21 protein-coding genes and 1 tRNA gene are annotated in these 24273 nt (G+C 66.8%); all 22 read right to left on the bottom strand.

The features are described from left to right. Positions 1-7 precede the first annotated feature (7 nt). The 22 genes from lolD to LYSHEL_RS12730 all read right to left on the bottom strand — a co-directional run bounded on the left by lolD (position 8) and on the right by LYSHEL_RS12730 (position 24264). On the bottom strand, positions 8-700 hold the full coding sequence (gene lolD / locus LYSHEL_RS12835; RefSeq protein ID WP_213434422.1) for a lipoprotein-releasing ABC transporter ATP-binding protein LolD: 693 nt from the start codon (positions 698-700) through the stop codon (positions 8-10). Then, positions 693-1934, bottom strand: coding sequence for a lipoprotein-releasing ABC transporter permease subunit (locus LYSHEL_RS12830; RefSeq protein WP_213434421.1), 1242 nt, complete (start codon positions 1932-1934; stop codon positions 693-695). The genes lolD and LYSHEL_RS12830 overlap by 8 nt, the downstream gene beginning before the upstream one ends. A gap of 15 nt (positions 1935-1949) precedes the next feature. Continuing rightward, positions 1950-2288 (bottom strand): hypothetical protein, encoded by a 339-nt coding sequence (locus LYSHEL_RS12825; RefSeq protein ID WP_213434420.1) that lies wholly within the window; start codon positions 2286-2288, stop codon positions 1950-1952. Positions 2289-2371: 83 nt separating this feature from the next. Next, positions 2372-3817, bottom strand: a complete 1446-nt coding sequence (locus LYSHEL_RS12820) for an amino acid permease (protein WP_213434419.1) — start codon at positions 3815-3817, stop codon at positions 2372-2374. Between the two features lie 23 nt (positions 3818-3840). Further along, positions 3841-4815: a hypothetical protein gene (locus LYSHEL_RS12815; RefSeq protein ID WP_213434418.1), complete on the bottom strand. Its 975-nt coding sequence runs from the start codon at positions 4813-4815 to the stop codon at positions 3841-3843. A gap of 243 nt (positions 4816-5058) precedes the next feature. Beyond that, positions 5059-5457, bottom strand: coding sequence for an addiction module antidote protein (locus LYSHEL_RS12810; RefSeq protein WP_213434417.1), 399 nt, complete (start codon positions 5455-5457; stop codon positions 5059-5061). A 500-nt stretch (positions 5458-5957) separates the two neighbouring features. Then, a tRNA-Met gene (locus LYSHEL_RS12805) sits at positions 5958-6034 on the bottom strand. Positions 6035-6130: 96 nt separating this feature from the next. Further along, a complete protein-coding gene (locus LYSHEL_RS12800) occupies positions 6131-9217 on the bottom strand; it encodes a TonB-dependent receptor (protein ID WP_244858540.1) in 3087 nt (1028 codons plus the stop codon). 208 nt (positions 9218-9425) lie between these two features. Continuing rightward, complete coding sequence (gene nuoN, locus LYSHEL_RS12795; protein WP_407075147.1) at positions 9426-10853, bottom strand: NADH-quinone oxidoreductase subunit NuoN; 1428 nt, start codon at positions 10851-10853, stop codon at positions 9426-9428. Between the two features lie 26 nt (positions 10854-10879). Further along, positions 10880-12391, bottom strand: a complete 1512-nt coding sequence (locus LYSHEL_RS12790; protein WP_213434414.1) for an NADH-quinone oxidoreductase subunit M — start codon at positions 12389-12391, stop codon at positions 10880-10882. Between the two features lie 40 nt (positions 12392-12431). Next, on the bottom strand, positions 12432-14573 hold the full coding sequence (gene nuoL, locus LYSHEL_RS12785) for an NADH-quinone oxidoreductase subunit L (protein WP_213434413.1): 2142 nt from the start codon (positions 14571-14573) through the stop codon (positions 12432-12434). Positions 14574-14579: 6 nt separating this feature from the next. Next, a complete protein-coding gene (gene nuoK / locus LYSHEL_RS12780) occupies positions 14580-14894 on the bottom strand; it encodes an NADH-quinone oxidoreductase subunit NuoK (RefSeq protein ID WP_213434412.1) in 315 nt (104 codons plus the stop codon). Continuing rightward, positions 14891-15496: an NADH-quinone oxidoreductase subunit J gene (locus tag LYSHEL_RS12775; RefSeq protein ID WP_213434411.1), complete on the bottom strand. Its 606-nt coding sequence runs from the start codon at positions 15494-15496 to the stop codon at positions 14891-14893. Before LYSHEL_RS12775 ends, nuoK begins: the two co-directional genes overlap by 4 nt. An 11-nt stretch (positions 15497-15507) precedes the next feature. Next, positions 15508-15996 carry an NADH-quinone oxidoreductase subunit NuoI gene (nuoI, locus tag LYSHEL_RS12770; protein WP_213434410.1) on the bottom strand — a complete coding sequence of 163 codons (489 nt, stop codon included), beginning with the start codon at positions 15994-15996 and terminating at the stop codon, positions 15508-15510. Between the two features lie 5 nt (positions 15997-16001). Beyond that, positions 16002-17057 carry an NADH-quinone oxidoreductase subunit NuoH gene (nuoH, locus tag LYSHEL_RS12765; protein ID WP_213434409.1) on the bottom strand — a complete coding sequence of 352 codons (1056 nt, stop codon included), beginning with the start codon at positions 17055-17057 and terminating at the stop codon, positions 16002-16004. Next, complete coding sequence (gene nuoG / locus LYSHEL_RS12760) at positions 17054-19306, bottom strand: NADH-quinone oxidoreductase subunit NuoG (protein WP_213434408.1); 2253 nt, start codon at positions 19304-19306, stop codon at positions 17054-17056. Before nuoG ends, nuoH begins: the two co-directional genes overlap by 4 nt. Then, positions 19303-20670 carry an NADH-quinone oxidoreductase subunit NuoF gene (gene nuoF / locus LYSHEL_RS12755; protein WP_213434407.1) on the bottom strand — a complete coding sequence of 456 codons (1368 nt, stop codon included), beginning with the start codon at positions 20668-20670 and terminating at the stop codon, positions 19303-19305. The genes nuoG and nuoF overlap by 4 nt, the downstream gene beginning before the upstream one ends. A 5-nt stretch (positions 20671-20675) precedes the next feature. Next, complete coding sequence (nuoE, locus tag LYSHEL_RS12750) at positions 20676-21203, bottom strand: NADH-quinone oxidoreductase subunit NuoE (RefSeq protein WP_213434406.1); 528 nt, start codon at positions 21201-21203, stop codon at positions 20676-20678. Between the two features lie 37 nt (positions 21204-21240). Next, positions 21241-22545, bottom strand: a complete 1305-nt coding sequence (locus tag LYSHEL_RS12745) for an NADH-quinone oxidoreductase subunit D (RefSeq protein WP_213434405.1) — start codon at positions 22543-22545, stop codon at positions 21241-21243. After that, positions 22542-23330: an NADH-quinone oxidoreductase subunit C gene (locus LYSHEL_RS12740; protein ID WP_213434404.1), complete on the bottom strand. Its 789-nt coding sequence runs from the start codon at positions 23328-23330 to the stop codon at positions 22542-22544. Before LYSHEL_RS12740 ends, LYSHEL_RS12745 begins: the two co-directional genes overlap by 4 nt. Continuing rightward, complete coding sequence (locus tag LYSHEL_RS12735; protein ID WP_213434403.1) at positions 23327-23917, bottom strand: NuoB/complex I 20 kDa subunit family protein; 591 nt, start codon at positions 23915-23917, stop codon at positions 23327-23329. The genes LYSHEL_RS12740 and LYSHEL_RS12735 overlap by 4 nt, the downstream gene beginning before the upstream one ends. Then, the gene (locus LYSHEL_RS12730; RefSeq protein ID WP_213434402.1) at positions 23908-24264 is read right to left on the bottom strand and encodes an NADH-quinone oxidoreductase subunit A; all 357 of its coding nucleotides are present in this window, start codon (positions 24262-24264) and stop codon (positions 23908-23910) included. The genes LYSHEL_RS12735 and LYSHEL_RS12730 overlap by 10 nt, the downstream gene beginning before the upstream one ends. Between the last annotated feature and the right edge of the window lie 9 nt (positions 24265-24273).

The raw sequence follows: 24273 nt of genomic DNA, 5'->3' as shown, positions 1-24273 counted from the left end.
GCGCATGTCACACCTCGCTGGGTGCCAGTTGTCGCAGTCGGCCTTCGTGGAGTTCCAGCACGCGGTCCAGCTTGCGCGCCAGGCTGCGGTCGTGCGTCACCAGCACGAGGCTGGTCTTCTGCGCGCGGTTGAGTTCCAGCATCTGCTCGAACACGTGCGCGGCGGTGCGTTCGTCCAGGTTGCCCGTGGGTTCGTCGCCCAGCACGCACGCGGGTTTGTTGACGAGTGCACGCGCGACGGCGGCACGCTGGCGTTCGCCGCCGGAGAGCTCGCCGGGCTTGTGCTGCAGGCGATGCGAGAGGCCGACGTTTTCGAGCAGCACCTGCGCACGCGAGGCGGCTTCGGCCACCGGCTTGCCATCCAGCAGCACCGGCAGCATCACGTTTTCGAGCGCGGTGAATTCCGGCAGCAGGTGATGGAACTGGTACACGAAGCCCAGCGCGCGATTGCGCAGTTTGCCGCGCGCCGCGTCGGTGAGGGCGTTCATGCGCTGGCCCGCGACCCACACTTCGCCCGCCGTCGGCGTATCGAGCCCGCCGAGCAGGTGGAGCAGCGTCGACTTGCCGGCGCCTGATGCACCGAGGATCGCGACCGTTTCGCCTTCCACCACCGACAGGCTCACGTCATGGAAGACGTGCGTCTTCAGGTCGCCTTCGGCGTACGTCTTGGCCAGGCCTTCCGCGCGCAATGCATCACTCATAACGCAGGGCCTCCGCCGGGGCCGTGCGCGCTGCGCGCCAGGCCGGGTACAACGTCGCGATGAAGGCCATGCCCAGCGCGACCAGCGCGATCACCACCACGTCGTCCGCCTTCAGTTCGGTGGGCAGGCCGGTGATGTAGTAGACGTCCTCGGGCATCAGCTGCACGCCGAGCACCTTTTCGATGCCGGCCAGGATGTGGTCGAGGTTGAGCGTGAGCAGCACGCCGCCGACCACGCCGAGCACCGTGCCGATGATGCCGATCAGCGAGCCCTGCACCATGAAGACCTGCATGACGCCGTTGGGCGTGAGGCCCAGCGTGCGCAGGATCGCGATGTCGGCCTGCTTGTCCGTCACCAGCATCACCTGCGACGACACCAGGTTGAACGCGCCCATCGCGATCAGCAACGACAGCAGGATCGCCATCACCGTCTTTTCCATCTTCAGCGCGCGGAACATGTTGGCGTTCTCGCGCGTCCAGTCGCTGACGCTGTACGGGCCGGGCAATTGCTCGGCGAGTTCGCGCGCGACGTCGAAGGCCTGGTCCATGTCGAACAGGCGCAGCCGCACGCCGGTCACGCCATCCCCCATGCGCAGCAGCTTCTGCGCGTCCTGCAGGTTGACGACGGCCAGGCCCTTGTCGAATTCGTTGTAGCCGGCTTCGAACAGGCCGCTCACCCTGAAGCGCTTGAACTGCGGCATCGCGCCCATGGGCGTGGCCTGCAGGTCGGTGGTGAGCACGACGCTGTCGCCGACGTTGACGCCCAGCCACATCGCCAGTTCCTTGCCGAGCACGATGTTGAACTGGCCGGGCTGCAGGGCGTCGAGCTTGCCGACGACCATCTTCTCGCCGAGCACCGACACCTTGCCCTCTTCCGACGGGATCACGCCGCGGACGATCGCGGGCTGGTTGCGCGCGCCGCGCAGCAGGCCCTGGGTTTCGATGTAGGGCGCCGCGCCGGCGACGCGCTTGTCCGCCGTGGCCACGCGCACTGCGTGCGGCCAGTCCTGCAGGGGCTCGCCGTAACCGCTGACGGTGGCGTGCGCGGCCATCTGCAGCATGCGGTCGCGGATCTCGCGCTGGAACCCGCTCATCACCGCCAACGTGGTGATGAGCGCAGTCACGCCCAGCGCGATCCCGAGGATCGATGCCAGCGAAATGAAGGAGATGAAACCGTTGCGGCGCTTGGCGCGGAGGTAGCGCAGGCCGATGGCGACAGGAATGGGTTTGAACATGCGGCCGCTATCCTCTCATTCCTGCCGTGATGCCGCGAGTCGCATGGCCCGCCGCCCCCGCGCCGCCAGGGTATCGGGCCACCAGGACAGGCCGTGGCGCGTATCGAAGGCCAACGGACCGCGCCAGTGCAGGTCGAGTTCCGCGATGCGCAACGTGCGGGCGGGCCGACGCCGTTCCCGGAGCGCCCGCAATGCACCGGCCAGCAGCGCGACGCAGGCCCCGGGAATAGCGAGGTCGCGCGGCAGCGCCGACGCGACCAGCCCGATGCCCCCGAAAACGCCGAAGACCAGGTGCGCGCCGACGACCCACCAAGAGGGTCGCCAGGTCACCGTGCTGGCCGCGTCGTTCGCCATGCCCGCACCGTAGCGGGACGCGGGCCATGGCGCCGTCAGGGAATGCCGCGCCGCGCGCCGGATTCCGGCGCGCGACGGAAACCTCAGGCCGCAGTCGACCGCAGTCGACTGTTCCGATACCCATACACCGCATAAATCACCAGCCCGATCACGGTCCACGCCGCCATCAGTTCCCAGTGCTCGGCGAACACCTGCCAGAACAGGTACAGGCACGCGACCGTCCCCGACAGGCTGATCACCCACACCGCCGGCACGCGGAACGGGCGCGGCACGTCGGGCCGCGTGTGGCGCAACACCAGCACCCCGATGCACACCGTCGCGAACGCCAGCAACGTGCCCATCGACACCAGGTCGCCGAGCAGGCCGATCGGCAGGAAGCCCGCCAGCAACGCCGCCACCGTGCCGACGACCACCGTGCCCGCATGCGGCGTGCGATGGCGCGGATGCACGCGGCCGAACAGCTTCGGCAGCAACCCGTCCTGCGCCATCGCGTAGAAGATGCGCGGCTGCCCCATCAGCATCACCAGCACCACCGAGCTCAGGCCCGCGATCGCACCGATCTCCACCGCGGTCTTCAGCCACGCCAGCTCCGGATGCCCTTCCAGCGCGGTCGCCACCGGTTTCGGCGTGCCGAGTTCCGTATACGGCACCAGGCCCGTCAGCACCGCCGCGAACACGATGTAGATCACCGTGCACACCGCAAGCGACCCGAGGATGCCGATGGGCATCGTGCGCTGCGGATCCTTCGCCTCGCCCGCCGCCGTCGACACCGCGTCGAAGCCGATGTACGCGAAGAAGATGATCGACGCGCCACGCACCACGCCTTCGATGCCGAACTTGCCCGGGCCTTCGTTCTCGGGGATGAACGGCGTCCAGTGCTCAGGCATCACGTAGCCCGCCGCGAACGCGACGAACAACACGATCACCGCCACCTTGATCGCCACGATCACGCCGTTGATGGCCGCCGACTGGCGGATGCCCACATAGCACAGGCCGCTCAAGCCGGCGATCAGCAGCACGGCGGGCAGGTTCACCAACGCCCCCGTGTGCACGAGCGCGCCATCGACGACGGACAGCGGCGCACTCGCCAGCCATTCCGGCAAGCCCATGCCGAACGACGCCAGGAAACTGTTGAGGTATCCCGACCATCCCACCGCGACCGCCGAGGCCGCGAACAGGTATTCCAGCACCAGGTTCCACCCGATGAACCACGCGACCGATTCGCCCAGCGTCGCGTAGGCGTACGAATACGCGCTGCCCGACACCGGCAACATCGCCGCGAACTCCGCGTAGCACAGCCCCGCAAGCGCGCACGCGATGCCGGCCAGCACGAAACTCAGCAACACCGCGGGCCCGGCGTGATTGGCGGCCGCATGGCCGGACAACACGAAGATGCCGGCGCCGATGATCGCGCCGACGCCGAGCAACAACAGTTGCCGCGCACCGAGCGTGCGCTGCAGTTCCGGCGCCCCGCCGGCGCCGGCCGTCGCGAGCGCGACGGGCTTGATGGCGAACAGATCCTTGAACATGCAAACCTCCGTTGGCAGTGGCGTCAGAACGCGACGTTGACCGCGACCTGCGGTGCGAGCACCGCGCTGCTGTTGCGCCCCGCGAGCGAGGCGAAGACGCCGGCGATGACGCCGACGTTGTCGTTGAAGTGGTATTCGACGGCGGGCGCGACCGAGAAGCGCCACGCGTGCGGGGACTTCGAGACGAAGCGACCGTCGGCATCGCCGATCGCCACGCCGAAGTCGCGTTCGTACACGCCGTCGATCGCCAGCACCCAGCGCGAATCGAGCGCGTATTCGAAGCCGGTGGTCGCCTGCCAGCCGCCTTGCAGGTCGGCGACGCCTTCGAACCCGGCGAACGTGGCGTAGACGCTTTCGCCATGCACCGTCGCACCGTCGTAGGGCAGCGTGTACTTGAGGTTGGCGCGGCTGCGCAGCGTGCGGCCGCCGAGCGTCGAATACACCTGGCCGTGCAGCCCGACCGTGGTGGTGGCCGCGCCGCTGCCCGTGGTGAGGTCGTGCGGCTCCAGGTCCATCTGATCGTGCTTGCCGATCGGCAGGTTCTGGCGGAACACGGCGGTGAGCGATGGACGCGCGGCGCCCTGCCCTTGCAGGAACTTGTACATCACCGATACCGACGCATCGCCCATGCGCGTCGTGCCGTCGCCGAACGCGTTGTCGCCGTGGAAGGCGTTGAGCACGGCGCCGATGGTGAGGCGGTCGGTGATGCCGTAGAGCATCGGCACGGCGAGGTGCCAGCCCGCCGATGATTCGGCGAGCGAGTGGCGATCGCCGTTCGCGTCGTAGTACGCGTCGACGTGGTTGTAGATCAGGTACGGCTCGATGTTGAACAGCCCCTGCGGCAGCGAGGGTGCGCCACTGACAAGCGGGCCGGTGAAGCGCGCGGGTGGCGCGGCATCGCCGCTGTCATCGGCGAAGGCGTGGGGTGCGATGGACAGGGTGAGTGCGAGTGCGCAGGCAAGGGAAATCGTGCGCGGAAGTCGCGGATGGATCGGCATGTCGGCCTCGTCGGAAAGAAGGGCCGCTGACCGTAGGCAATGCGTGGTGCGTGCAGGGGCGTCCCGCGTCTGACATGCGAAGCCGATTTGTCTGCGAACTGTGTCGGCAAATCCACAGGAAGCAGAACCTGCCGCGTGCGATGCAGTGTCCGCACGTGCGGCGATTCGACGCTCGCGCACTGCCGGCGATCGGAACGCTCTACCGCGTCGGCACCTGGAAGGCGTTGCCGACGTTGGGTGCGATCAGGGCGATTTCCTGACGATGTTCTTGCGGGGTTTCGTTGCCACCGACTTTCGCGCCGACGGAACCGACGCGGGCTTCCTGCGTGCGGTTTTGGCCGCGCGCTTCGCGGGCCGCGCCTTCGGCACGACCGACAGCGAGAACCCGAGCGTGTCGAGCACGCGCGCGATGGTGCCCAACCCCGGGTTGCCGCCTTCGCCGAGCGCCTTGTACAGGCTGGCGCGCGTGAGGCCCGTGTCTGCAGCAATCATGCTCATCCCGCGCGCGCGGGCGACCTCGCCCATGGCGTGGAGGAAGAGCGCGATGCCGCCTTCGGCCAGGCAATCGGCCAGGTAGTTCGCCATCGTCTCGTCGTCGACGAGGTATTCGGTGATGTCGAATTTTTCCGTCGTGGTGGTCATATGGCTCCGTGGATGGCTCCCAGTCCCGCCGCCAGCGCCTTCGCGCGGCGGATGTCGCGCGCTTGCGTGGATTTGTCGCCGCCCGCCAGCAACACGATGACGCGCGTGGCGCGGGTGACGAAATACACCCGATACCGGGGCCGTAATCGATCCTCGACTCCGACACGCCACCACCCACCGGCTTGCACGGGCCGACATTGCCGAGCGACATGTTGGACATCCGCGACAACACCTTGGTGCGCGCGCGGCCATCGGTGAGGGACGCGAGCCACGTTCTGAATTCCGGTGTGCGGCGAAGTTCGAACATGCCGACGACTGTATCCGGGAGGATACGCGGTCAACCAGAGGATACAAGCCCTATCGAGGGCCGGAGGCGTCCCGCGGCCTTGGCGAATGCACGGGAATCCGCCGTGCAATTCGCGCAACCTTGCGCAAACCGACACGCCATCGGCACAAACGAAAACGGCGACCCGTTTCCGGATCGCCGTTTCGCTTGAACATGGTAGCGGGGGCAGGATTTGAACCTGCGACCTTCGGGTTATGAGCCCGACGAGCTGCCAGACTGCTCCACCCCGCAGCAGGCCGCGCATTATGCGGAACCCGCCGCGGCATTGCAACCCGAAGGAAGAAACCGCCGGCAAACGCCGGCGGTTCCGGTTCACCCACCCTGCGATCAGAAGTCGTAGCGCGCCATCAAACGCAGCGAGCGCGGTTCCGAAATCTGGATCTCCTGGCCGTAGAACTGGTTCGGCACGTTGCGACGCACCGTGGCCGTGCCCTGCTCGTAGCGCGGGTTGTACGAACCCGCCGTCTGCCGGTTGAGGACATTGATGATGTCCGCCTGCAGCGTCAGGCCTTCCAGCCACGTCGGCTCGTACGCCACGTTGAGGTTCAGCTGGACCAGCCACGGCGTTTCGCCGTGCGAGCCACGCGGGGAAATCGCGTAGTCGGCGGCGGGCGCGCGGTAGTTGGCCGAGCCCGGCGCGGTGCCCGAACCGGACAGGCCGCAGAACCAGTACGCCGAACCGTTGTAGAGGCTCGCGTTGTCCGCCGGGTAGTGGCTGGTGCAGTTGCGCGGACGGCCCGACGCCGTGATCAGCGTTGCGCCCGTGCGCCACTGGTCGTTCCACTGGTAGTAGCCGAACGCCTTCAACGCATGCTTGCGGTGGTTCGGCAGCAGGCCGTTGGAGCCGACCATCAGTTCCGGGAGGTCCCAGTCCTGCGTGCGGCCCACGTCGGCCTGGCCGCCGGCGCCCGTGTCGAGGTCCGATGCCAGCTGGCCTTCGGTGTTGCCCCAGTTCTTCGAGTACGTGTACTCGAGCTTGCCGTACCAGTTGTCCGCGTACGAATGCTCGGCGAACAGGTCAAGCGCGTAGTAACGACGCTTCAACGCCGGGAAGCCCAGCTGCTCGGCCGTGAACGTGGCTTCCGTGTACGAGCCGTCCGCGTTCTTGAAGATGAACGTGTTCGTCTCGCCCGGGTTGGCGTTGAGGCACTTGTTGCGCAGCAGCGCGCCGCACACGTCGTCGATCGCGCTCTTCAGGTCGCGGTAGGTGAACTTCGCACCCCACGCGTACGTGGCGGACAGGCCCTGCTGGAAGCCGACGATGTACTCCTCCTGGTAATGCGACTTCAGGTTCTTCGCCGTCGTGGTCAGCGGATCCGGTGCGGAACCGCATTCCAGGTTCGACGAGACCGCCTGCGTGCCCGGGCAGATCGTCGGCGCCGGCGTCATCGGGATGCGGTTCGTGCCGGTCGGCGCGCCCGTCACCGGGTCGACGCCCGTGTAGGTGAAGTACTCGGTCGTGTTGAGCGAGGCGGACGCACCACGGATGGCGGCCTGGTTCGGCGTGGCGAGGTGGTAGCGGCCCACGTTGCCGAACAGCTTCAGCGTGCCGTCGCCCTTCATGTCCCACGAGAACCCGACGCGCGGATCCAGCTGGTTGCGCTGCGAGATGTACGGGCGGCCCAGGCCGTCGAAGTTGGTGAACTGCTCGTTGCGCAGGCCCAGCGACAGCAGCAGGTTGTCGGTGACGTGCCAGCGGTCTTCCAGGTACTGCGAGGCCTGCTCGACGCTCGGATCCGAGTTGGCCTGCAGCACGGTGCGCGTGACGTAGTAACCCTGCGCACCGAGGCCACCGCCGGACGACGGCGAACCGATGAACGTGGCGATCGGCGTCGTCGGCGTGGCGGCGCGCGCGTAGGTCCACAGCTGGCCACCGGCGCGGCCGGTGTGCACGGAGGCTTCCGCATCCTGGCGCTCGTAACCGACGCGCAGTTCGTGGTCACCGAGCACGTAGGCCAAGTCGATGCGCCAGCCGCTGGTGGATTCTTCCGGCTGCGAGAACGGGATCGTGGTGGACGTCGACGGCTGGCAATTGCGATACACCAGGCCCGGGGCCTGCGCGTTCGCCGGCGCGCTGATCTGCGGGCAGTTCGGGTTGTAGCCCATCGTCACGTTGTTGTGGCTGATGGACTGCTCGCCGTACATCGCCGACAGCGTGAGGTCGTCGGTGAGGTAGCCGGTGTACTTCGCGACGTACAAACGCGCGTCGTCGTCGTTCGTCGTGATCTGGCGCGGGATCGTGTTGTGCGTGAACGTCGCGTACGAGAAATCGCTGCGCTCGGAGTGCGTCGTGGTGCGGTCCTGGATGCCGGTGAATTCGATCAGGTGGTTGTCGTTGATGTTCCAGTCGACCTTGGCGGCCCAGCGCGGCGAGTTGAAGCGATAGGCGCGCCAGCCGGTCTGCGCGGCCGTGGAGTTCGCCAGGTCCGTGCGGCCCGACAGCACTTCGGTGCCTTCGCGCTTGGTGGTTTCCGCATCGAGGAAGACGAACAGGCGGTCCTTGATCAGCGCGCCGCTGCCGTAGAAACCGGTGGTCAGCGACCACGACAGGTTCTGCTGGCGCCAGATGTTCAGCGTGCCGTCGGTGCGCTCGTTGATCGCGCGGGCCGCGTTGTCGGCCGGGTAGAAGCCGGTGTTCGCGTAGTACACGTCGCGCGGTGCGGCGCGCGTGGCTTCGGGCGTCCAGATCGTGTAGACGCCGCCGTGCCACTCGTTGCCGCCACGCTTGGTGACCAGGTTGATCACGCCGCCGGTGGAACGGCCGAACTCGGCGCCGTAACCGCCCGTGAGGATCTGCTGCTCGCCGATCGCCTCGAACGGCAACGTCGTGAAGCCCACCGAGGTCAGCGGGTTGGTGACGTTGTAGCCGTTGATGAAGTACGCGTTCTCCGACGCAGCCGACCCGCCGAAGCTCGGCACGCCGCTGTAGCTGTCGCTGCGCACCACGCTCGGCGCGAGCAGCGCCACGCTGGCGACGTCGCGGTTGATCGAGATCTTGGACAGCTGTTCGGCGGTGAGCACCGTGCGCGTGTCGGTCTGCGACACGTCGACCAGCGGCACGCCGCCGCCGATGATTTCGACCGCGTCGAAATTGGTGGTGCCGCCGGCCGAGGCGAACGACACCTCGGTGCCGCCGGCGATGTTGACCTGGATGTTGTCGCGGACGCTGACGACCGCGCCATCCTTCTGCAACGTCACCTTGTACCGGCCGTTGGGCAGCGACGCGGCGCGATAGTCGCCGTCGGCGCCGACCTGCAACGTGCGGGTCAGGCCCGTGTCGAGGTTCTGGATCACGACCGTGCTGCCGGTCCCCACCGGTGCGTGGCCGTAGATCATGCCCGTGATGTTCGACTGGGCGCTCACGCCCGCTGCGAAGCTCATTCCCAGCGCGACGAACAGCGCGCTGCGCTTCATCCCCTTGCGAAAACTAGACGTAACCAACGTTGGAATCCCCTGGTGTGTCGATGGCGAAAGGGCCATCGGTCCTTCCCGGATCACGGGAACGGGCGACACTACCGGAGTGAAGGTTTCGTTAACAGCGCGTGATACTTACATGACAACGAAAAAAAGGCCGATCTCGCGACCGGCCTTTCGTTCTGCAACGCGGGTCACGATTTCCGTGTCAACGGAACGACGCGAGGCACCACTGCATGATGGGGTTCCACAGGATGCCGAGGACCAGCAGCAGCATCGCGTTGACGCCGAAGGCCACGCGGACGGGCATGTCGTCGCGCTCGCGGGGGCCCTCGCCCACCGGCTCGTCGAAGTACATCACCTTGATCACGCGCAGGTAGTAGAACGCGCCGATCACCGCGAACACGATGCCCACGATCGCCAGCCACAGCATGTCGCCCTCGATCGCGGCGCGCAGCACGACCAGCTTGGACCAGAAGCCCAGGAACGGCGGCACGCCGGCCAGCGAGGCCATCACGCACAGCACCAGCAAGGCCATCCACGGGCTGCGGCTGTTGAGGCCCTTGAAGTCGTCGATGGTGTCGCTCTCGAAGCCCTTGCGCGACAGCACCACGATCGCGCCGAACGCCGCGGTCGACATGATCGCGTAGGTGATCGCGTAGAACATCGCCGCCGCGTAGCCCTGCGGCCCGCCGCCGGCGAGGCCGAGGAACAGGAAGCCGACGTGCGAGATCGTCGAATACGCCAGCATGCGCTTGAGGTTGGTCTGCGCCAGCGCCGCCAGGTTGCCGATGACCAGCGACAGCGCCGCCAGGCCTGCGATCAGCAGACGCCAGCGATCGTCGAGCGGACCGGCGCCGGTTTCGAGCAGGCGATACGCCATGCCGAACGAGGCGAGCTTGGGCGCCGAACCGATGAACAAGGTGATGGGCGTCGGCGCACCGTGGTAGACGTCCGGCAGCCACATGTGGAACGGCGCCGCACCGAACTTGAAGGCGATGCCCGCCAGCAGGAACACCACGCCGGTCAGCATCAGGCCCGGCGACGCGCTGCCGATGGCGACGCTGATCTCCTTCAGGTCGAGCGTGCCGGTGGCGCCGTAGATCAGCGACATGCCGTACAGCAGCATGCCCGAGGCCAGCGAACCGAGGACGAAGTACTTCATCGCCGCTTCGGACGCGAGCGGGCTGTCGCGATCGATCGCCACCAGCGCGTATTGGCACAGCGCCAGCATTTCCAGGCCCAGGTACACCATCACCAGGCTGCCGGAGGACACCAGCAGCATCATGCCCGTGGTGGCGAACATCACCAGCACCGGCACTTCACCCTTGTACAAACCGCGCTCGCGCAGGAACGGCCACGCGTAGACCAGCGACAACGCGGACACGAGGCACGTGAACAGCTTCAGCACGTCGGCGGTGACATCGCGCACGAACATGCCGTTGAGCACCGTGCCCTGCCCGCCCGTGCCCGAGGCCACCAGGCCCGCGACGACGACCAGCGTGCCGATCGCGAGCACGTGCGTGACCCAGCGCTGCCGCTCGGAGAGGAACAGGTCGAGCATCAGCAGCGCGAACGCCATGCCGACGAGCACCAGTTCGGGCAGCAGCGGCAGCAGGTCGGCGGCGGTGGGCATCGAGGGATTCATGCGTTCGGTGTCTCTCAGAGCTTGGACGCCGCCAGCTGGCTGGCGAGCTGCGCGATGGAGGGCTCCATCAGGTCGGTCAGGGGCTTGGGATACACGCCGAGGGCGAGCACGCCGATCGCGAACACGCCGAGCACGATCCACTCGCGCGGATTGATGTCTTCGAGCTCGGCGACGTGCGCGTTGCCCACCTCGCCGAAGATCACGCGCTTGACCAGCCACAGCGTGTACGCCGCGCCCACGATCAGCGTGGTGGCGCCGGCGAAGGCGAGCAGCGGGTGCTGCTGGAAGCTGGCCAGGATCACCATGAACTCGCCGATGAAGCCCGACGTGCCCGGCAGGCCCGCGTTGGACATGCCGAAGAACACCATGAACATCGCGAACCACGGCATCACGTTCGCCACGCCGCCGTAGTCGCGGATCATGCGCGAGTGCATGCGGTCGTACAGCACGCCGACGCACGAGAACATCGCGCCGGAAATGAAACCGTGCGAAATCATCTGCACCATCGCGCCCTGCAGGCCGAGGCGCGCGGCGTCGAGGTTGCCCGTGTCGCGCACCAGCGAGAACGCGATGAACGTGCCCAGCGTGACGAAGCCCATGTGCGAGATCGACGAATACGCGATCAGCTTCTTCATGTCGTCCTGGACCAGCGCGACCAGGCCGATGTAGAGGATCGCGATCAGCGACAGCGCGATGACGACCCATGCGTACTCGTGGCCGGCATCCGGCACGATCGGCAGGGTGAAGCGCAGGAAGCCGTATCCGCCGATCTTCAGCATGATCGCCGCCAGCACCACCGAGCCGCCGGTGGGCGCCTCGACGTGCGCGTCCGGCAACCACGTGTGCACCGGGAACATCGGCACCTTCACCGAGAACGCGGCGAGGAACGCGAAGAACAGCCACGCCTGTTCCTTCATCGTCAGCGGCAGCGCCGCCATGTCGGCCAGCTGCCAGCTGCCGCCCTTGAGGTACAGGTAGATGATGCCGACCAGCATGAACACCGACCCGAGGAAGGTGTACAGGAAGAACTTGATCGACGCGTACACGCGGCGCGGCCCGCCCCACACGCCGATGATGATGAACATCGGGATGAGCATCGCCTCGAAGAACACGTAGAACAGCATCGCGTCCATCGCGGCGAACACGCCGATCATCAGGCCTTCGAGGATCAGGAACGCGGCGACGTACTGGCTCACGCGCGTGTCGATCGAGCCCCACGCGCCGATCAGCACCAGCACCGTCGTCAGCGTGGTCAGCCCGATCAGCGCGACCGAGATGCCGTCCGCGCCCAGCGCGTAGCGGATGTCGTAGGCCGGGATCCAGTTGTGCAGTTCGAGGAACTGCATCGCCGCGTTGCCGCGGTCGAAGGTGGTGATCAGCGGGATGCTCAGCAGCAGCACCACCATCGACGTGGCGAGCGCGATCCAGCGCGCCAGTTGCGGACGGGTGTTGCCCGCCAGCAGCGCCAGCACGCCGCCGAGCATCGGCAGCCAGATCAGGAGACTCAGGAGGGGCGCGTTCGCCACGTCTTCGATTCCGTGCAAAGTTTGGTGAGCGGCCGGACCGTCAGGTCCAGAGCTTGTAGATGATCGCCAGCAGCGCGATCAGGCCGACGATCATCGCGAAGGCGTAGTGGTACAGGTAGCCGGACTGCACGTGGCGCACCAGGCCCGACACGAAGTCGACCACCCGCGCGCTGCCGTTCACCGCCACGCCATCGATCACCTTGCTGTCGACCGCGCGCGAGGCCTTGCCCAGCGCGATGCCGCCGCCGGCGAAGCCGTCGATCCACAGGTCGTCCATGTAGTACTTGCGCTCGAGCACGCGCACCGGCCAACGCAGGGCGTGGGCGATCTTCGCGGGGAGCTCGGGGCGGACGAGGTACAGGAAGGTGGCGAGCGCGAAGCCGGTGAAGGCGAGCAAGAAGGCCGGCGCCATGAAGCCGTGCAACGCGAACGCGATCGCGCCGTGGAATTCCTCGCCCAGCTTCGCCATCACGCCGTGCTCCGGCATCTGGATCGCGCCGAGGAAGTACGGCAGGCGTTCGTGCGCGCCGCTCCAGTCCTTGCCGAACAGCATCGGACCGGCGGTGAAGAAGCCGATGAGGATCGACGGGATCGCCAGCAGGATCAGCGGGATCGTCACCACCCACGGCGATTCGTGCGGCGTGTGCGGACCATGGCCGTGGCCGTGGTCGTCGTGCGCATGATCATCGTGCGCGTGCGCCGCGTCGCCGTGCTCGGCGGCCAGCGAGGCCTCGTGCTCGGTCGAATCCGCTTCCGGCGCGATGTAGTGGTCCGGCACCGGATCGTTGAAGCGTTCGCGGCCGTGGAAGGTGAGGTAGAGCAAACGGAAGCTGTAGAACGAGGTGACGAACGCGCCCAGCAGCACGGCCCAGTACGCGTACGTCGCGACCCAGTTGCCGGCTTCGTGCGAATGCTCCATCGCCGCTTCGATGATGGTGTCCTTCGAATAGAAGCCGCTGAAGAACGGCGTGCCCACCAGCGCCAGCGTGCCGATCACCATCGTCCAGTAGGTGATGGGCATGTACTTCTTCAGGCCGCCCATGCGGCGCATGTCCTGCTCGTGGTGCATGCCGATGATCACCGAGCCCGCACCGAGGAACAGCAGCGCCTTGAAGAACGCGTGCGTCATCAGGTGGTACACGCCGGCCGAATACGCCGACACGCCCAGCGCCACCGTCATGTACCCCAGCTGCGACAGCGTGGAATACGCGACGACGCGCTTGATGTCGTTCTGCACGATGCCGATCAGGCCCGTCCAGAACGCGGTGGTCGCGCCGATGAAGAGCACGAAGTTGAGCGCCGCCGGCGACAGCTCGAACAGCGGCGACATGCGCGCCACCATGAAGATGCCCGCGGTCACCATGGTCGCGGCGTGGATCAGCGCGGAGATGGGCGTGGGGCCTTCCATCGAATCGGGCAGCCACACGTGCAGCGGCACCTGCGCCGACTTGCCCATCGCGCCGATGAACAGGCACACGCAGATCAGCGTGGCGACCGACCAGGGATGGCCGGAGAACACTTCGGTGGTCTGGCCCACGATCGTCGGCGCGTTGGCGAAGACGGTGGCGTAGTCGAGCGTGCCGAACCAGTACAGCACCGCAGCGATGCCCAGCAGGAAGCCGAAGTCGCCGACGCGGTTGACCAGGAACGCCTTGAGGTTGGCGAAGATCGCGCTCGGGCGCTTGAACCAGAAGCCGATCAGCAGGTACGACACCAGGCCCACCGCTTCCCAGCCGAAGAACAGCTGCAGGAAGTTGTTGCTCATCACCAGCATGAGCATCGAGAAGGTGAACAGCGAGATGTAGCTGAAGAAGCGCTGGTAGCCCGGGTCTTCTTCCATGTAGCCGATGGTGTAGACGTGCACCAGCAGCGACACGAACGTGACCACGACCATCATCATCGCGGTGAGCTTGTCGACCATGAAGCCGACATGCGCGTTGTACGCGCCGATCTCGAACCACGTGTAGACGTTCTGGTTGAACGGCACCGCGCCCTGCCCCACCAGCTGCCACAGCACGTACATCGACAGGCCGCAGGCGATCGCCACGCCGCCGATGGTGACGGTGTGCGCGCCGACGCGACCGATGCGCTTGCCGAACAGGCCGGCGAGGATCGCGCCGAGCAGCGGCGCGAGCACGATGGCCAGCAGGACGGACTTGGAGATCACGATTTCGGTGCCCATCGCCCGTCAGCCCTTCAACGTATCGAGTTCGGCGACGTTGATCGTGCGCCGGTTGCGGAACAGCGTGACCAGGATCGCCAGGCCGATCGCGGCCTCGGCCGCGGCCACCGTGAGGATGAAGAACACGAACACCTGGCCCGACGGATCGCCCAGCTCGCGCGAGAACGCGACGAAGTTGATGTTGACCGCGAGCAGCATCAGCTCGATCGACATCAGCAGCACGATCACGTTCTTCCGGTTGAGGAAGATGCCGGCCAGGCTGATGCAGAACAGCACGGCGCCCAGCGCCAGGAAGTGCCCGAGGGCGAGATGGCCGATCATCGCTTGCCCTCCGATTCCATCTTGACCATGCGCAGGCGGTCCGACGCACGCACGCGCGCCTGGGCCGACGGATCCTGGTGCTTCACGCCGGTGCGGCGGCGCAGGGTCAGCATCACCGCGGCGACGACCGCGACCGTCAGGATCACCGCCGCCACTTCGAAGGGCAGCAGGAAATCGGTGAACAGCGAACGCGCCAGCCACGTGGTGTTGGGGATGTTGGCGGTGGCCGCGGCGTCGGGCGCCAGCGGATTGGCCGACAGCAGACGAACGCCGATCAGCGTGCAGATCTCCACCAGCATCGCGACCGCGACGACCAGCCCGAGCGGCAGGTAGCGCACGAAGCCTTCGCGCAATGGGGCCACGTCGATGTCGAGCATCATCACGACGAACAGGAACAGCACCATCACCGCGCCCACGTACACCAGGATCAGGGCGATGCCGAGGAATTCGGCGCCGGCGAGGATCCAGGTGCAAGCGACCGAGAAGAACGTGAACACCAGCAGCAGCGCTGCGTGCACCGGGTTCTTCATGCTGATCACGCCGACGGCGGCCATGACGGCCGTGGCGGCGAAGGCGTAGAAGGCGAGCGTGGGGAAATCCATAAGTCTCGGGCTCAGCGGAACGGGGCGTCGGCGGCGCGGCGCGCGGCGATCTCGGGCTCGAGCAGATCGCCGAGGGCCAGCAGCTGCGGCTTGGTGGCGATGTTCTGCCCGCGCTTGTCGAAGTGGTATTCGTGGATGTGCGTCTCGACGATCGAGTCCACCGGGCAGGATTCTTCGCAGAACCCGCAGAAGATGCACTTGAACAGGTCGATGTCGTAGCGCGTGGTGCGGCGGGTGCCGTCGGCGCGCTGTTCCGAATCGATGGTGATCGCCAGCGCCGGGCACACGGCCTCGCACAGCTTGCACGCGATGCAGCGCTCTTCGCCGTTGGCGTAGCGGCGCAACGCGTGCAGGCCGCGGAAGCGCGGCGACTGCGGCGTCTTTTCCATCGGGTACATCAGCGTGTACTTCGGGCGGAACAGGTACTTGAGCGTCAGCCCGAGGCCCTGCATCAGCTCGACGAGCAGCAGGCTCTTGAAGAACGAGACGATGCGAGTCATGCGCGTCACAGCCCCTTCGTGAACACGTTGAAGTGGACGAGCAGCGCGGTGACGAAGATCCACGCGATGGTGACCGGGATGAACACCTTCCAGCCCAGTCGCATGATCTGGTCGTAGCGGTAGCGCGGGAAGGACGCGCGGAACCAGATGAAGCAGCTCGCAAAGAAGAAGACCTTCGGCGCCAGCCACCACCAGCCGTCAGCGGACAGGAACGGGATGCCGAGGCCATGGAACGGGCTCAGCCAGCCGCCGAGGAAGAAGATCGACGTCGTCACGCTGACGAGCAGCATGTTGGCGTACTCGGCCAGGAAGAACAGCGCGAACTGCGAACCGGAGTACTCGACCATGTGGCCGGCGACGATTTCCGATTCGCCTTCCACCACGTCGAACGGCGCGCGGTTGGTCTCGGCCACGCCGGACACGAAGTACACGATGAACAACGGGAACAGCGGCCACATGAACCACTCGAACAGGCCGGCGTTGCCCGCCTGCGCCATCACGATCTCCGAGAGGTTGAGGCTGCCGGCCGCGATGAGCACGCCGACCAGCGCGAAGCCCATCGAGATCTCGTACGACACCACCTGCGCCGCGGCGCGCATCGCGCCGAGGAACGCGTACTTGGAGTTGGACGCCCAGCCCGCGAGGATGATGCCGTACACGCCGAGCGAGGTCATCGCCAGCAGGTACAGCAGGCCCGCGTTCGCATTCGACAGCACCACCTGCGCGTCGAACGGGATCACCGCCCACGCGGCGAACGCCGGCACCAGCGCGATCAGCGGCGCGAGGCGATACAGGAAGGGCTGCGCCACCGTGGGCTGCACCACTTCCTTGAACAGCAGCTTGAACACGTCGGCGAAGGCCTGGAGGATGCCCTTGCCCACGTACATCGGCCCGTGGCGCACGTGCATCCAGCCGATCAGCTTGCGCTCCCACACCACGTAGAAGGCCACGCCCAGGATCACCGGCACGGCGATCAGCAGGATCTTCAGCACGATCCACGCCAGCGCGCCGATCACGCCGAGCGAGAGCATCCAGTCGCGGAACAGATCGACGTACATCATGCGCGTCGCACCTCGACGTTGCCCGACAGCAGCGCGGCCGTGGCGCCGTAACCCGATTCGACCCACGCGCAGCCGCGCGCGACCTTGTCGCTCACCGCAACCGGCAACGTGGCCGTGCCCGCGTTGGTGGCGACCTTCGCCACGCCATCGGCATGCACGCCGGCGGCGCCCGCGTCTTCCGGATGCAGCACGATGCGCGCGCCCAGCGTGAGCGGATGCGCCTGCAGCGCTTCGGCGCGACGCACGGTGCCGTCGGTGCGGTAGATCGCCTGCGACGCGACGACTTCAAGCCCGGCGCCGTGCGGCTGTGCGTGCGCGGGGGCTTCGCCCTTCGCGACGTCGACCTTGCGCGGCTGCATGCCGGCGCGCAGTCCGTCGAAATGCGTGAACTCGAACCCCGGCACGCCGAGGTCGCCACCGAGCGCGCGCAGCACGCGCCAGCCCTGGCGCGCCTGGCCCGGCAGCTTGCCGCCCGCGACGCCGCCCTGGTCGCGGCCGTCGAGGTTGGTCATCGACGCATCGACTTCCGGCAGCGCGCCGATCGGCAGGATCACGTCGGCAACCTTGCGCGTGGATTCGCACGCGTAATGGCTGAAGGCCACGACCTGCGCACGCGACAACGCGTCGAGCGCGCTCTTCTGGTCGGCGAAATCCAGGCCGGGTTCGATGCCGTAGATCACGTACGCGCTGCGGGCGTCGGCGAGCATGGCCTTCGCATCGCGCGCCGTCGGCAGCACGCCCATGCGCGCCAGGCCCAGCGCGTTCGCGCCCTGCGGAATGCGGCAGATGGCGGCGTTGTTGGCCGAAGCGAAGCCGCGCACGGCGGCACGCACGGCCGCGGCGTGGTCGCCGAGTTCCGCGACGGCACCGACGATCACGACGGCACGCTTCGCATCACCCAGGTCCACACCGGCCAGCGCGGTCGCGAGCTGCGACGGCGGCACGATCGTGGACGACGCCAGTTCGAAGGCGACATCGAACGCGACCGGGTTGACCATGTGGATGCGCGCGCCCTTGCGCTGCGCCTGGCGCAGGCGCTGGTGCAGCAGCGGGAGTTCGTGGCGCAGGTGCGTGCCGACGAGGACGATGGCGTCCGCGTTCTCGATCTCGGACACCGGCATGCCGAACGCTTCGGCCACCGCGCCGTCGGACAGGTCGTGCTGCGCGATGCGGTGGTCGAGGTTGCCGGTGCCCAGGCCTTCGGCGAGGCGCGCGAGCAACGCGCCCTCTTCGTTGGACGTGGCCGGATGCACGAGCACGCCGACCTGGTCGCCGCCGTTGTCGCGCAGGATCTTCGCGGCCTTGGCCAGCGCTTCTTCCCACGACGCTTCGCGGAACGTATCGCCGTCGCGGACGAGCGGCACGTTGGCGCGATCGGCCGCGTACAGGCCCTGGTGCGAATAGCGATCGCGGTCCGAGAGCCAGCACTCGTTCACCGCATCGTTGTCGCGCGGCACGGTGCGCAGGATCTCGCCGCGGCGCACGTGCAGGAAGAGATTGCTGCCGAGCGCGTCGTGATAGCCCAGCGATTCGCGCGCCACCAGTTCCCACGGGCGCGCCTTGAAGCGGAACACCTTGTTGGTCAGCGCGCCGACCGGGCACACGTCGATGACGTTGCCGGAGAGTTCCGTCGTCAGCGGCTTGCCGTCGTAGGTGCCGATCTGCAGGTTCTCGCCGCGCAGCATGCCGCCGAGTTCGTACGTGCCGGCCACTTCCGCGGTGAAGCGCACGCAGCGCGTGCACTGGATGCAGCGGGTCATGTCGCTGGCGACCAGCGGGCCGAAATCTTCGTCGGCCACCACGCGCTTGCGTTCGCTGAAGCGCGAGACCGAACGGCCGTAGCCGAGCGAGAGGTCCTGCAGTTCGCACTCGCCGCCCTGGTCGCAGATGGGGCAGTCGAGCGGATGGTTGATCAGCAGGAATTCCATCACGTTGCGCTGCGACTTCAACGCCTTGTCGCTGCGCGTGACGACCTTCATGCCGTCCATCACCGGCGTCGCGCACGCGGGCGCGGGCTTCGGCATCTTCTCGACTTCCACCAGGCACATGCGGCAGTTGGCCGCGACGCTGAGCTTGTCGTGGTAGCAGAAGCGCGGGATCGGGATGCCGGCCTTGTCGGCGGCCTGGATGATCATCGAGCCCTTCGGCGCTGTCATCGCGACGCCGTCGATCTCGATGGCGACGTGGCCTTCGGGCACGACGGGCTTGGTGATGTCCGGCTCCGAACCAGTGTTCACGACGGCGCTCATGCGGCAACGTCCTCTTTGGGGACCACCGTGCCGGCGCGCTGGTCGTCGACCAGGAAGCGTCCATTGACGATGGCGTATTCGAATTCGTCCCAGAAGTGGTGCAGGAAGCCCTGCACCGGCCACGCGGCGGCTTCGCCGAACGCGCAGATGGTGTGGCCTTCGATCTGGCCCGCGGCGGCGCGCAGCATCTGCAGGTCGTCGAGCGTGGCCTTGCCTTCCACGATGCGCGTGAGCATGCGGTACATCCAGCCGGTGCCTTCGCGGCACGGCGTGCACTGGCCGCAGCTTTCCTTGAAGTAGAAGCGCGCGATGCGCTGGCACGCGCGCACCATGCAGGTGGTTTCGTCCATCACGATGACGGCGCCCGACCCCAGGCCCGAACCGGCCTTCTGGATCGAGTCGTAATCCATCGTGCAGGCCATCATCGCGTCGGCCGGCAGGACCTTCATCGACGAACCGCCGGGGATGACGGCCTTGAGCTTGTGGCCGTTGCGGATGCCGCCGGCGAGCTGCAGGAGTTCGGAGAACGGCGTGCCGAGGCGGATTTCGAAATTGCCTGGCTTGGCGACATGCCCCGACACCGAGAACACCTTCGGCCCGCCGTTGTTCGGCTTGCCGAGGTTGAGGAACCACTCCGCGCCGTTGCGGATGATCGCCGGCACGGACGCGTAGGTTTCGGTGTTGTTGATCGTCGTCGGCTTGCCGTACAGGCCGAAGTTGGCCGGGAACGGCGGCTTGTAGCGCGGCTGGCCCTTCTTGCCTTCCAGCGATTCCATCAGCGCGGTTTCTTCGCCGCAGATGTAGGCGCCGGCGCCGAGCACGTTGTACAGGTCGATGTCGACGCCCGTGCCGAGCACGTTCTTGCCGAGCCAGCCGTTGGCATACGCTTCGCGCGTGGCCTCTTCGAGATGCTCGAAGGGCTCGTGGTGGAATTCACCGCGCAGGTAGTTGTACGCCGCGGTGGAACCGGTGGCGTAGCACGCGATCGCCATGCCTTCGATCACCGCGTGCGGGTTGTAGCGCAGGATGTCGCGGTCCTTCGCCGTGCCGGGTTCGGATTCGTCCGAGTTGCACAGGATGTACTTGGTGCCCGGGCCCTTCGGCATGAAGGACCACTTCAGGCCGGTGGGGAAGCCCGCGCCGCCGCGGCCGCGCAGGCCCGAGGCCTTGACCATCTCGATCACCGCCGCCGGCTCGATCTTCTCTTCGAGGATCTTGCGCAGCGCGGAATAACCGCCGGTCTTCAAATAATTGTCGTACGACCACGGCTTGTCGAAGTGCAGCGTCGTGTAGACGACGTTGTGCTCCTGCGGCGCGGGGCCGACGGGACCGGTGGGATCGCTGTAATGGGAGTGGCCGGCCATTGCGATTACTCCAGCCCGTCCAGGAGGGCGTCGACCTTCTCGGGCGTCAGCTTCTCGTGGTAGTGGCCGTTGATGACCATCATCGGCGCGCCGCAGCACGCGGCGAGGCACTCTTCTTCGCGCTTGAGGAACACGCGGCCGTCGCTCGTGGATTCGCCCAGCTTGCAGCCGAGTTTCTTCTCCGCGTGCGCGACCAGGTCTTCGGCGCCGTTGAGCCAGCAGCTGATGTTGGTGCAGAAGGCGACGTTGTGGCGGCCGACCTTCTGCGTCTCGAACATCGAATAGAACGTGGCGACTTCGTACGCCCACACCGGCGGCAGGTCGAGGTACTTTGCCACCGCGGCGATCAGTTCGTCGCTGAGCCAGCCGCCGTTCTGTTCCTGCGCGGCGTGCAGGCCCTGCAGCACGGCCGAACGCTTGCGGTCGGCGGGGAACTTGGTCAGCCAGTGATCGATGTGCGCCCGCGTGGCGTCCGACAGCACCTGCTGCGGGTCCACGTTGCGCGCGTTCTCGAAATTGCCGGTCGCTCTCATCGGATCAGTGCCTTGCTCGATTCATTGCCACACGGGTTCAGCGATCGATCTCGCCGAACACCACGTCGTAGGTGCCGATCATCGCGACCACGTCGGCCAGCATGTGGCCCTTCACGACGTGGTCCATTGACGACAGGTGCGCGAAGCCCGGCGCGCGCAGCTTGCAGCGGAACGGCTTGTTGGCGCCGTCGCTGACCAGGTACACGCCGAATTCGCCCTTGGGCGCTTCCACCGCGGAATACGTTTCGCCCGCGGGGACGCAGTAGCCTTCGGTGAACAACTTGAAGTGGTGGATCAGCGCTTCCATGTCGTCCTTCATCTCCTCGCGGGAGGGAGGCGCGACCTTGTAGTTGTCCAGCATCACCGGGCCCGGGTTGGCCTTCAGCCAGCGCACGCACTGTTCGATGATGTGGTTGGACTGGCGCATTTCGGCGACGCGCACCAGGTAGCGGTCGTAGCAGTCGCCGTTGGTGCCGAGCGGAATGTCGAAGTCGACTTCGGCGTACTTGGCGTAGGGCTGCTTCTTGCGCAGGTCCCACGCAAGGCCGGAGCCGCGCACCATCGGGCCGCTCATGCCCCACGCCAGCGCATCCTCGGGCGACACGACGCCGATGCCGACGGTGCGCTGCTTCCAGATGCGGTTCTCGGTGAGGAGCGTTTCGTATTCGTCGACGCGCTTGGGGAAGTCCTTGGTGAAGGCTTCCAGGTAGTCGAGCATCGAGCCTTCGCGCCACTCGTTGAAGCGCTTGAGCTTGCCGCCCTTCTTCCACGGCGATTCGCGGTACTGCGGCATGCGGTCCGGGAGGTCGCGGTACACGCCACCGGGGCGGTAATACGTGGCGTGCATGCGCGCGCCCGACACCGCTTCGTACACGTCCATCAGCTCTTCGCGTTCGCGGAAGGCGTACAGGAACACCGCCATCGCGCCGAGGTCGAGCGCGTTGGAGCCCACCCACATCAGATGATTCAGGATGCGCGTGATCTCGTCGAACATCGTGCGGATCCACTGCGCGCGTTCGGGAGCTTCGATGCCCAGCAGCGTTTCGATGCCGCGCACGTAGGCGTGCTCGTTGCACATCATCGACACGTAATCCAGGCGATCCATGTAGCCGATCGACTGGTTGTAGGGCTTGGATTCGACGAGCTTCTCGGTGCCGCGATGCAGCAGGCCGATGTGCGGATCGGCGCGCTGGACGATTTCACCGTCCATTTCGAGGATCAGGCGCAGCACGCCGTGCGCGGCCGGATGCTGCGGGCCGAAGTTGAGCGTGTAGTTGCGGATCTCGGCGTTGTTGAGGCCGGAGGTCGCGGTGTTCACGGGGGGCAACAGGCGGGCGTTCATTCCTTGGCCTCCGTGCTCGACGGCACCGAGCGCTGCGCGCGGCCGGCGCTGTGCGGACGCAAGTCGCCGCCCTCGCCTGCTGCCGTGGCGTAACGCGCGTCGTCGCGGATCACGCGCGGCACGAGGACGCGCGGTTCGACGGAGGTGACCGGTTCGTACACCACGCGCTGCTTCTCGGCGTCGTAACGCACTTCGACGTTGCCGATCAGCGGGAAGTCCTTGCGGAACGGGTGGCCGACGAAACCGTAGTCGGTGAGGATGCGGCGCAGGTCCGGGTGGCCTTCGAACAGGATGCCGAACATGTCGAACGCTTCGCGCTCGAACCAGTTGGCGCCCGGCCACAGGTCCACGACCGAACGCACGACGGGCATCGTGTCGTCGGCGGCGAAGCAGCGCACGCGGATGCGCAGGTTGTGCTGCATCGACAACAGGTGCGCGACGACCGCGTAGCGGCGGCCCGATTCCAGGCCCGCGACGCTCGGCGCTTCGCCGTACTTGAAGCGGCCCGGGCCGCGGCCTTCGACGCCGCGGCTGAAGCCTTCGGACGACACGTCGGTGGTGTCCCACTCGTCGATGCCGTAGCCGAGGTAATCCACGCCGCACACGTCCATGCACAGCTCGAAGCCGAAGTCGTCGCGCAGCGCGCGGCAGGCGTCGTGCCAGCGGTCGGGGGCGACGTCGAGCGTGATTTCGTTGCGCGGCTGCACCACGTCGAACTTCGCGCCGGCCCAGGCAGCGTCGGTGAAATGCGCGCGCAGGCGCTCGCCGAACTCCGCCGTGCTCATGCGCTCAGCTCCGGCGACGCTGCTTCCTTCTTGCGGAAGGGATGCGTTTCGTTGCGGCGGATCTTCTTCTGCAACTGCAGGATGCCGTAGACCAGCGCTTCGGCGGTCGGCGGGCAACCCGGCACGTAGATGTCGACGGGCACGATGCGATCGCAACCGCGCACGACGGCGTACGAGTAATGGTAGTAACCGCCGCCATTGGCGCAGCTGCCCATCGAGATGACCCACTTCGGGTCGGGCATCTGGTCGTAGACCTTGCGCAGCGCCGGGGCCATTTTATTGACGAGCGTGCCGGCGACGATCATCACGTCGGACTGGCGCGGCGAAGGACGGAACACGACGCCGTAACGGTCGAGGTCCAGGCGCGCGGCGCCGGCGTGCATCATTTCGACCGCGCAGCAAGCCAGGCCGAAGGTCATCGGCCACATCGAGCCGGTGCGCGCCCAGTTCCACAGCGCATCCATGCTCGTCGTGACGTAGCCCTGCTGCAGCAGCGGGTTCTCGCCTTCCGGCCGCAGGATGTCGCCGACGCGATCTTCCGGCAGCGGGTTGTGCATCAACCCCGAAACAGTCTGGATCACTCCCATTCCAGCGCACCCTTCTTCCAGACGTAGACGAAACCGATCACCAGCAGCGCGAGGAACACGCCCATCTCCACCAGGCCGAACACGCCCAGTTCGCGGAACACGAGCGCCCACGGGAAGACGAACGCGATTTCCAGGTCGAACACGATGAACAGGATCGCGATCAGGTAATAGCGGACGTCGAACTGCATCCGCGCGTCCTCGAAGGCCGCGAAGCCGCATTCGTACGGGGAAAGTTTCTCGGCGCTCGGGCGCTTGGGCCCCAGCACGTTGCCGATGATGATGAGGGCGACGCCGATACCGGTGGCGACGATCAGGAACAGCAGGGTCGGCAGGTATTCGGCCAGCACGCTCGGACC

It is taken from the genome of Lysobacter helvus (genome assembly GCF_018406645.1).
Taxonomy (GTDB): Bacteria; Pseudomonadota; Gammaproteobacteria; order Xanthomonadales; family Xanthomonadaceae; genus Noviluteimonas; species Noviluteimonas caseinilytica.
Note: the sequence above shows the minus strand (reverse complement) of the source record. Positions and strands in the feature narration are given on the sequence as shown.

What these genes read in the sequence shown, in the direction of transcription:
- nuoE (WP_213434406.1), bottom strand. Translation starts at nt 21,203, where the DNA reads ATGAGAGCGACCGGCAATTTCGAGAACGCGCGCAACGTGGACCCGCAG.
- LYSHEL_RS12810 (WP_213434417.1), bottom strand. Translation starts at nt 5,457, where the DNA reads ATGACCACCACGACGGAAAAATTCGACATCACCGAATACCTCGTCGAC.
- LYSHEL_RS12825 (WP_213434420.1), bottom strand. Translation starts at nt 2,288, where the DNA reads ATGGCGAACGACGCGGCCAGCACGGTGACCTGGCGACCCTCTTGGTGG.
- nuoK (WP_213434412.1), bottom strand. Translation starts at nt 14,894, where the DNA reads ATGATCGGCCATCTCGCCCTCGGGCACTTCCTGGCGCTGGGCGCCGTG.
- nuoF (WP_213434407.1), bottom strand. Translation starts at nt 20,670, where the DNA reads ATGGCCGGCCACTCCCATTACAGCGATCCCACCGGTCCCGTCGGCCCC.
- LYSHEL_RS12815 (WP_213434418.1), bottom strand. Translation starts at nt 4,815, where the DNA reads ATGCCGATCCATCCGCGACTTCCGCGCACGATTTCCCTTGCCTGCGCA.
- LYSHEL_RS12735 (WP_213434403.1), bottom strand. Translation starts at nt 23,917, where the DNA reads ATGGGAGTGATCCAGACTGTTTCGGGGTTGATGCACAACCCGCTGCCG.
- LYSHEL_RS12745 (WP_213434405.1), bottom strand. Translation starts at nt 22,545, where the DNA reads ATGAACGCCCGCCTGTTGCCCCCCGTGAACACCGCGACCTCCGGCCTC.
- lolD (WP_213434422.1), bottom strand. Translation starts at nt 700, where the DNA reads ATGAGTGATGCATTGCGCGCGGAAGGCCTGGCCAAGACGTACGCCGAA.
- nuoN (WP_407075147.1), bottom strand. Translation starts at nt 10,853, where the DNA reads ATGCCCACCGCCGCCGACCTGCTGCCGCTGCTGCCCGAACTGGTGCTC.
- LYSHEL_RS12775 (WP_213434411.1), bottom strand. Translation starts at nt 15,496, where the DNA reads ATGGATTTCCCCACGCTCGCCTTCTACGCCTTCGCCGCCACGGCCGTC.
- nuoL (WP_213434413.1), bottom strand. Translation starts at nt 14,573, where the DNA reads ATGGGCACCGAAATCGTGATCTCCAAGTCCGTCCTGCTGGCCATCGTG.
- LYSHEL_RS12820 (WP_213434419.1), bottom strand. Translation starts at nt 3,817, where the DNA reads ATGTTCAAGGATCTGTTCGCCATCAAGCCCGTCGCGCTCGCGACGGCC.
- LYSHEL_RS12830 (WP_213434421.1), bottom strand. Translation starts at nt 1,934, where the DNA reads ATGTTCAAACCCATTCCTGTCGCCATCGGCCTGCGCTACCTCCGCGCC.
- nuoI (WP_213434410.1), bottom strand. Translation starts at nt 15,996, where the DNA reads ATGACTCGCATCGTCTCGTTCTTCAAGAGCCTGCTGCTCGTCGAGCTG.
- nuoG (WP_213434408.1), bottom strand. Translation starts at nt 19,306, where the DNA reads ATGAGCGCCGTCGTGAACACTGGTTCGGAGCCGGACATCACCAAGCCC.
- nuoH (WP_213434409.1), bottom strand. Translation starts at nt 17,057, where the DNA reads ATGATGTACGTCGATCTGTTCCGCGACTGGATGCTCTCGCTCGGCGTG.
- LYSHEL_RS12740 (WP_213434404.1), bottom strand. Translation starts at nt 23,330, where the DNA reads ATGAGCACGGCGGAGTTCGGCGAGCGCCTGCGCGCGCATTTCACCGAC.
- LYSHEL_RS12800 (WP_244858540.1), bottom strand. Translation starts at nt 9,217, where the DNA reads ATGAAGCGCAGCGCGCTGTTCGTCGCGCTGGGAATGAGCTTCGCAGCG.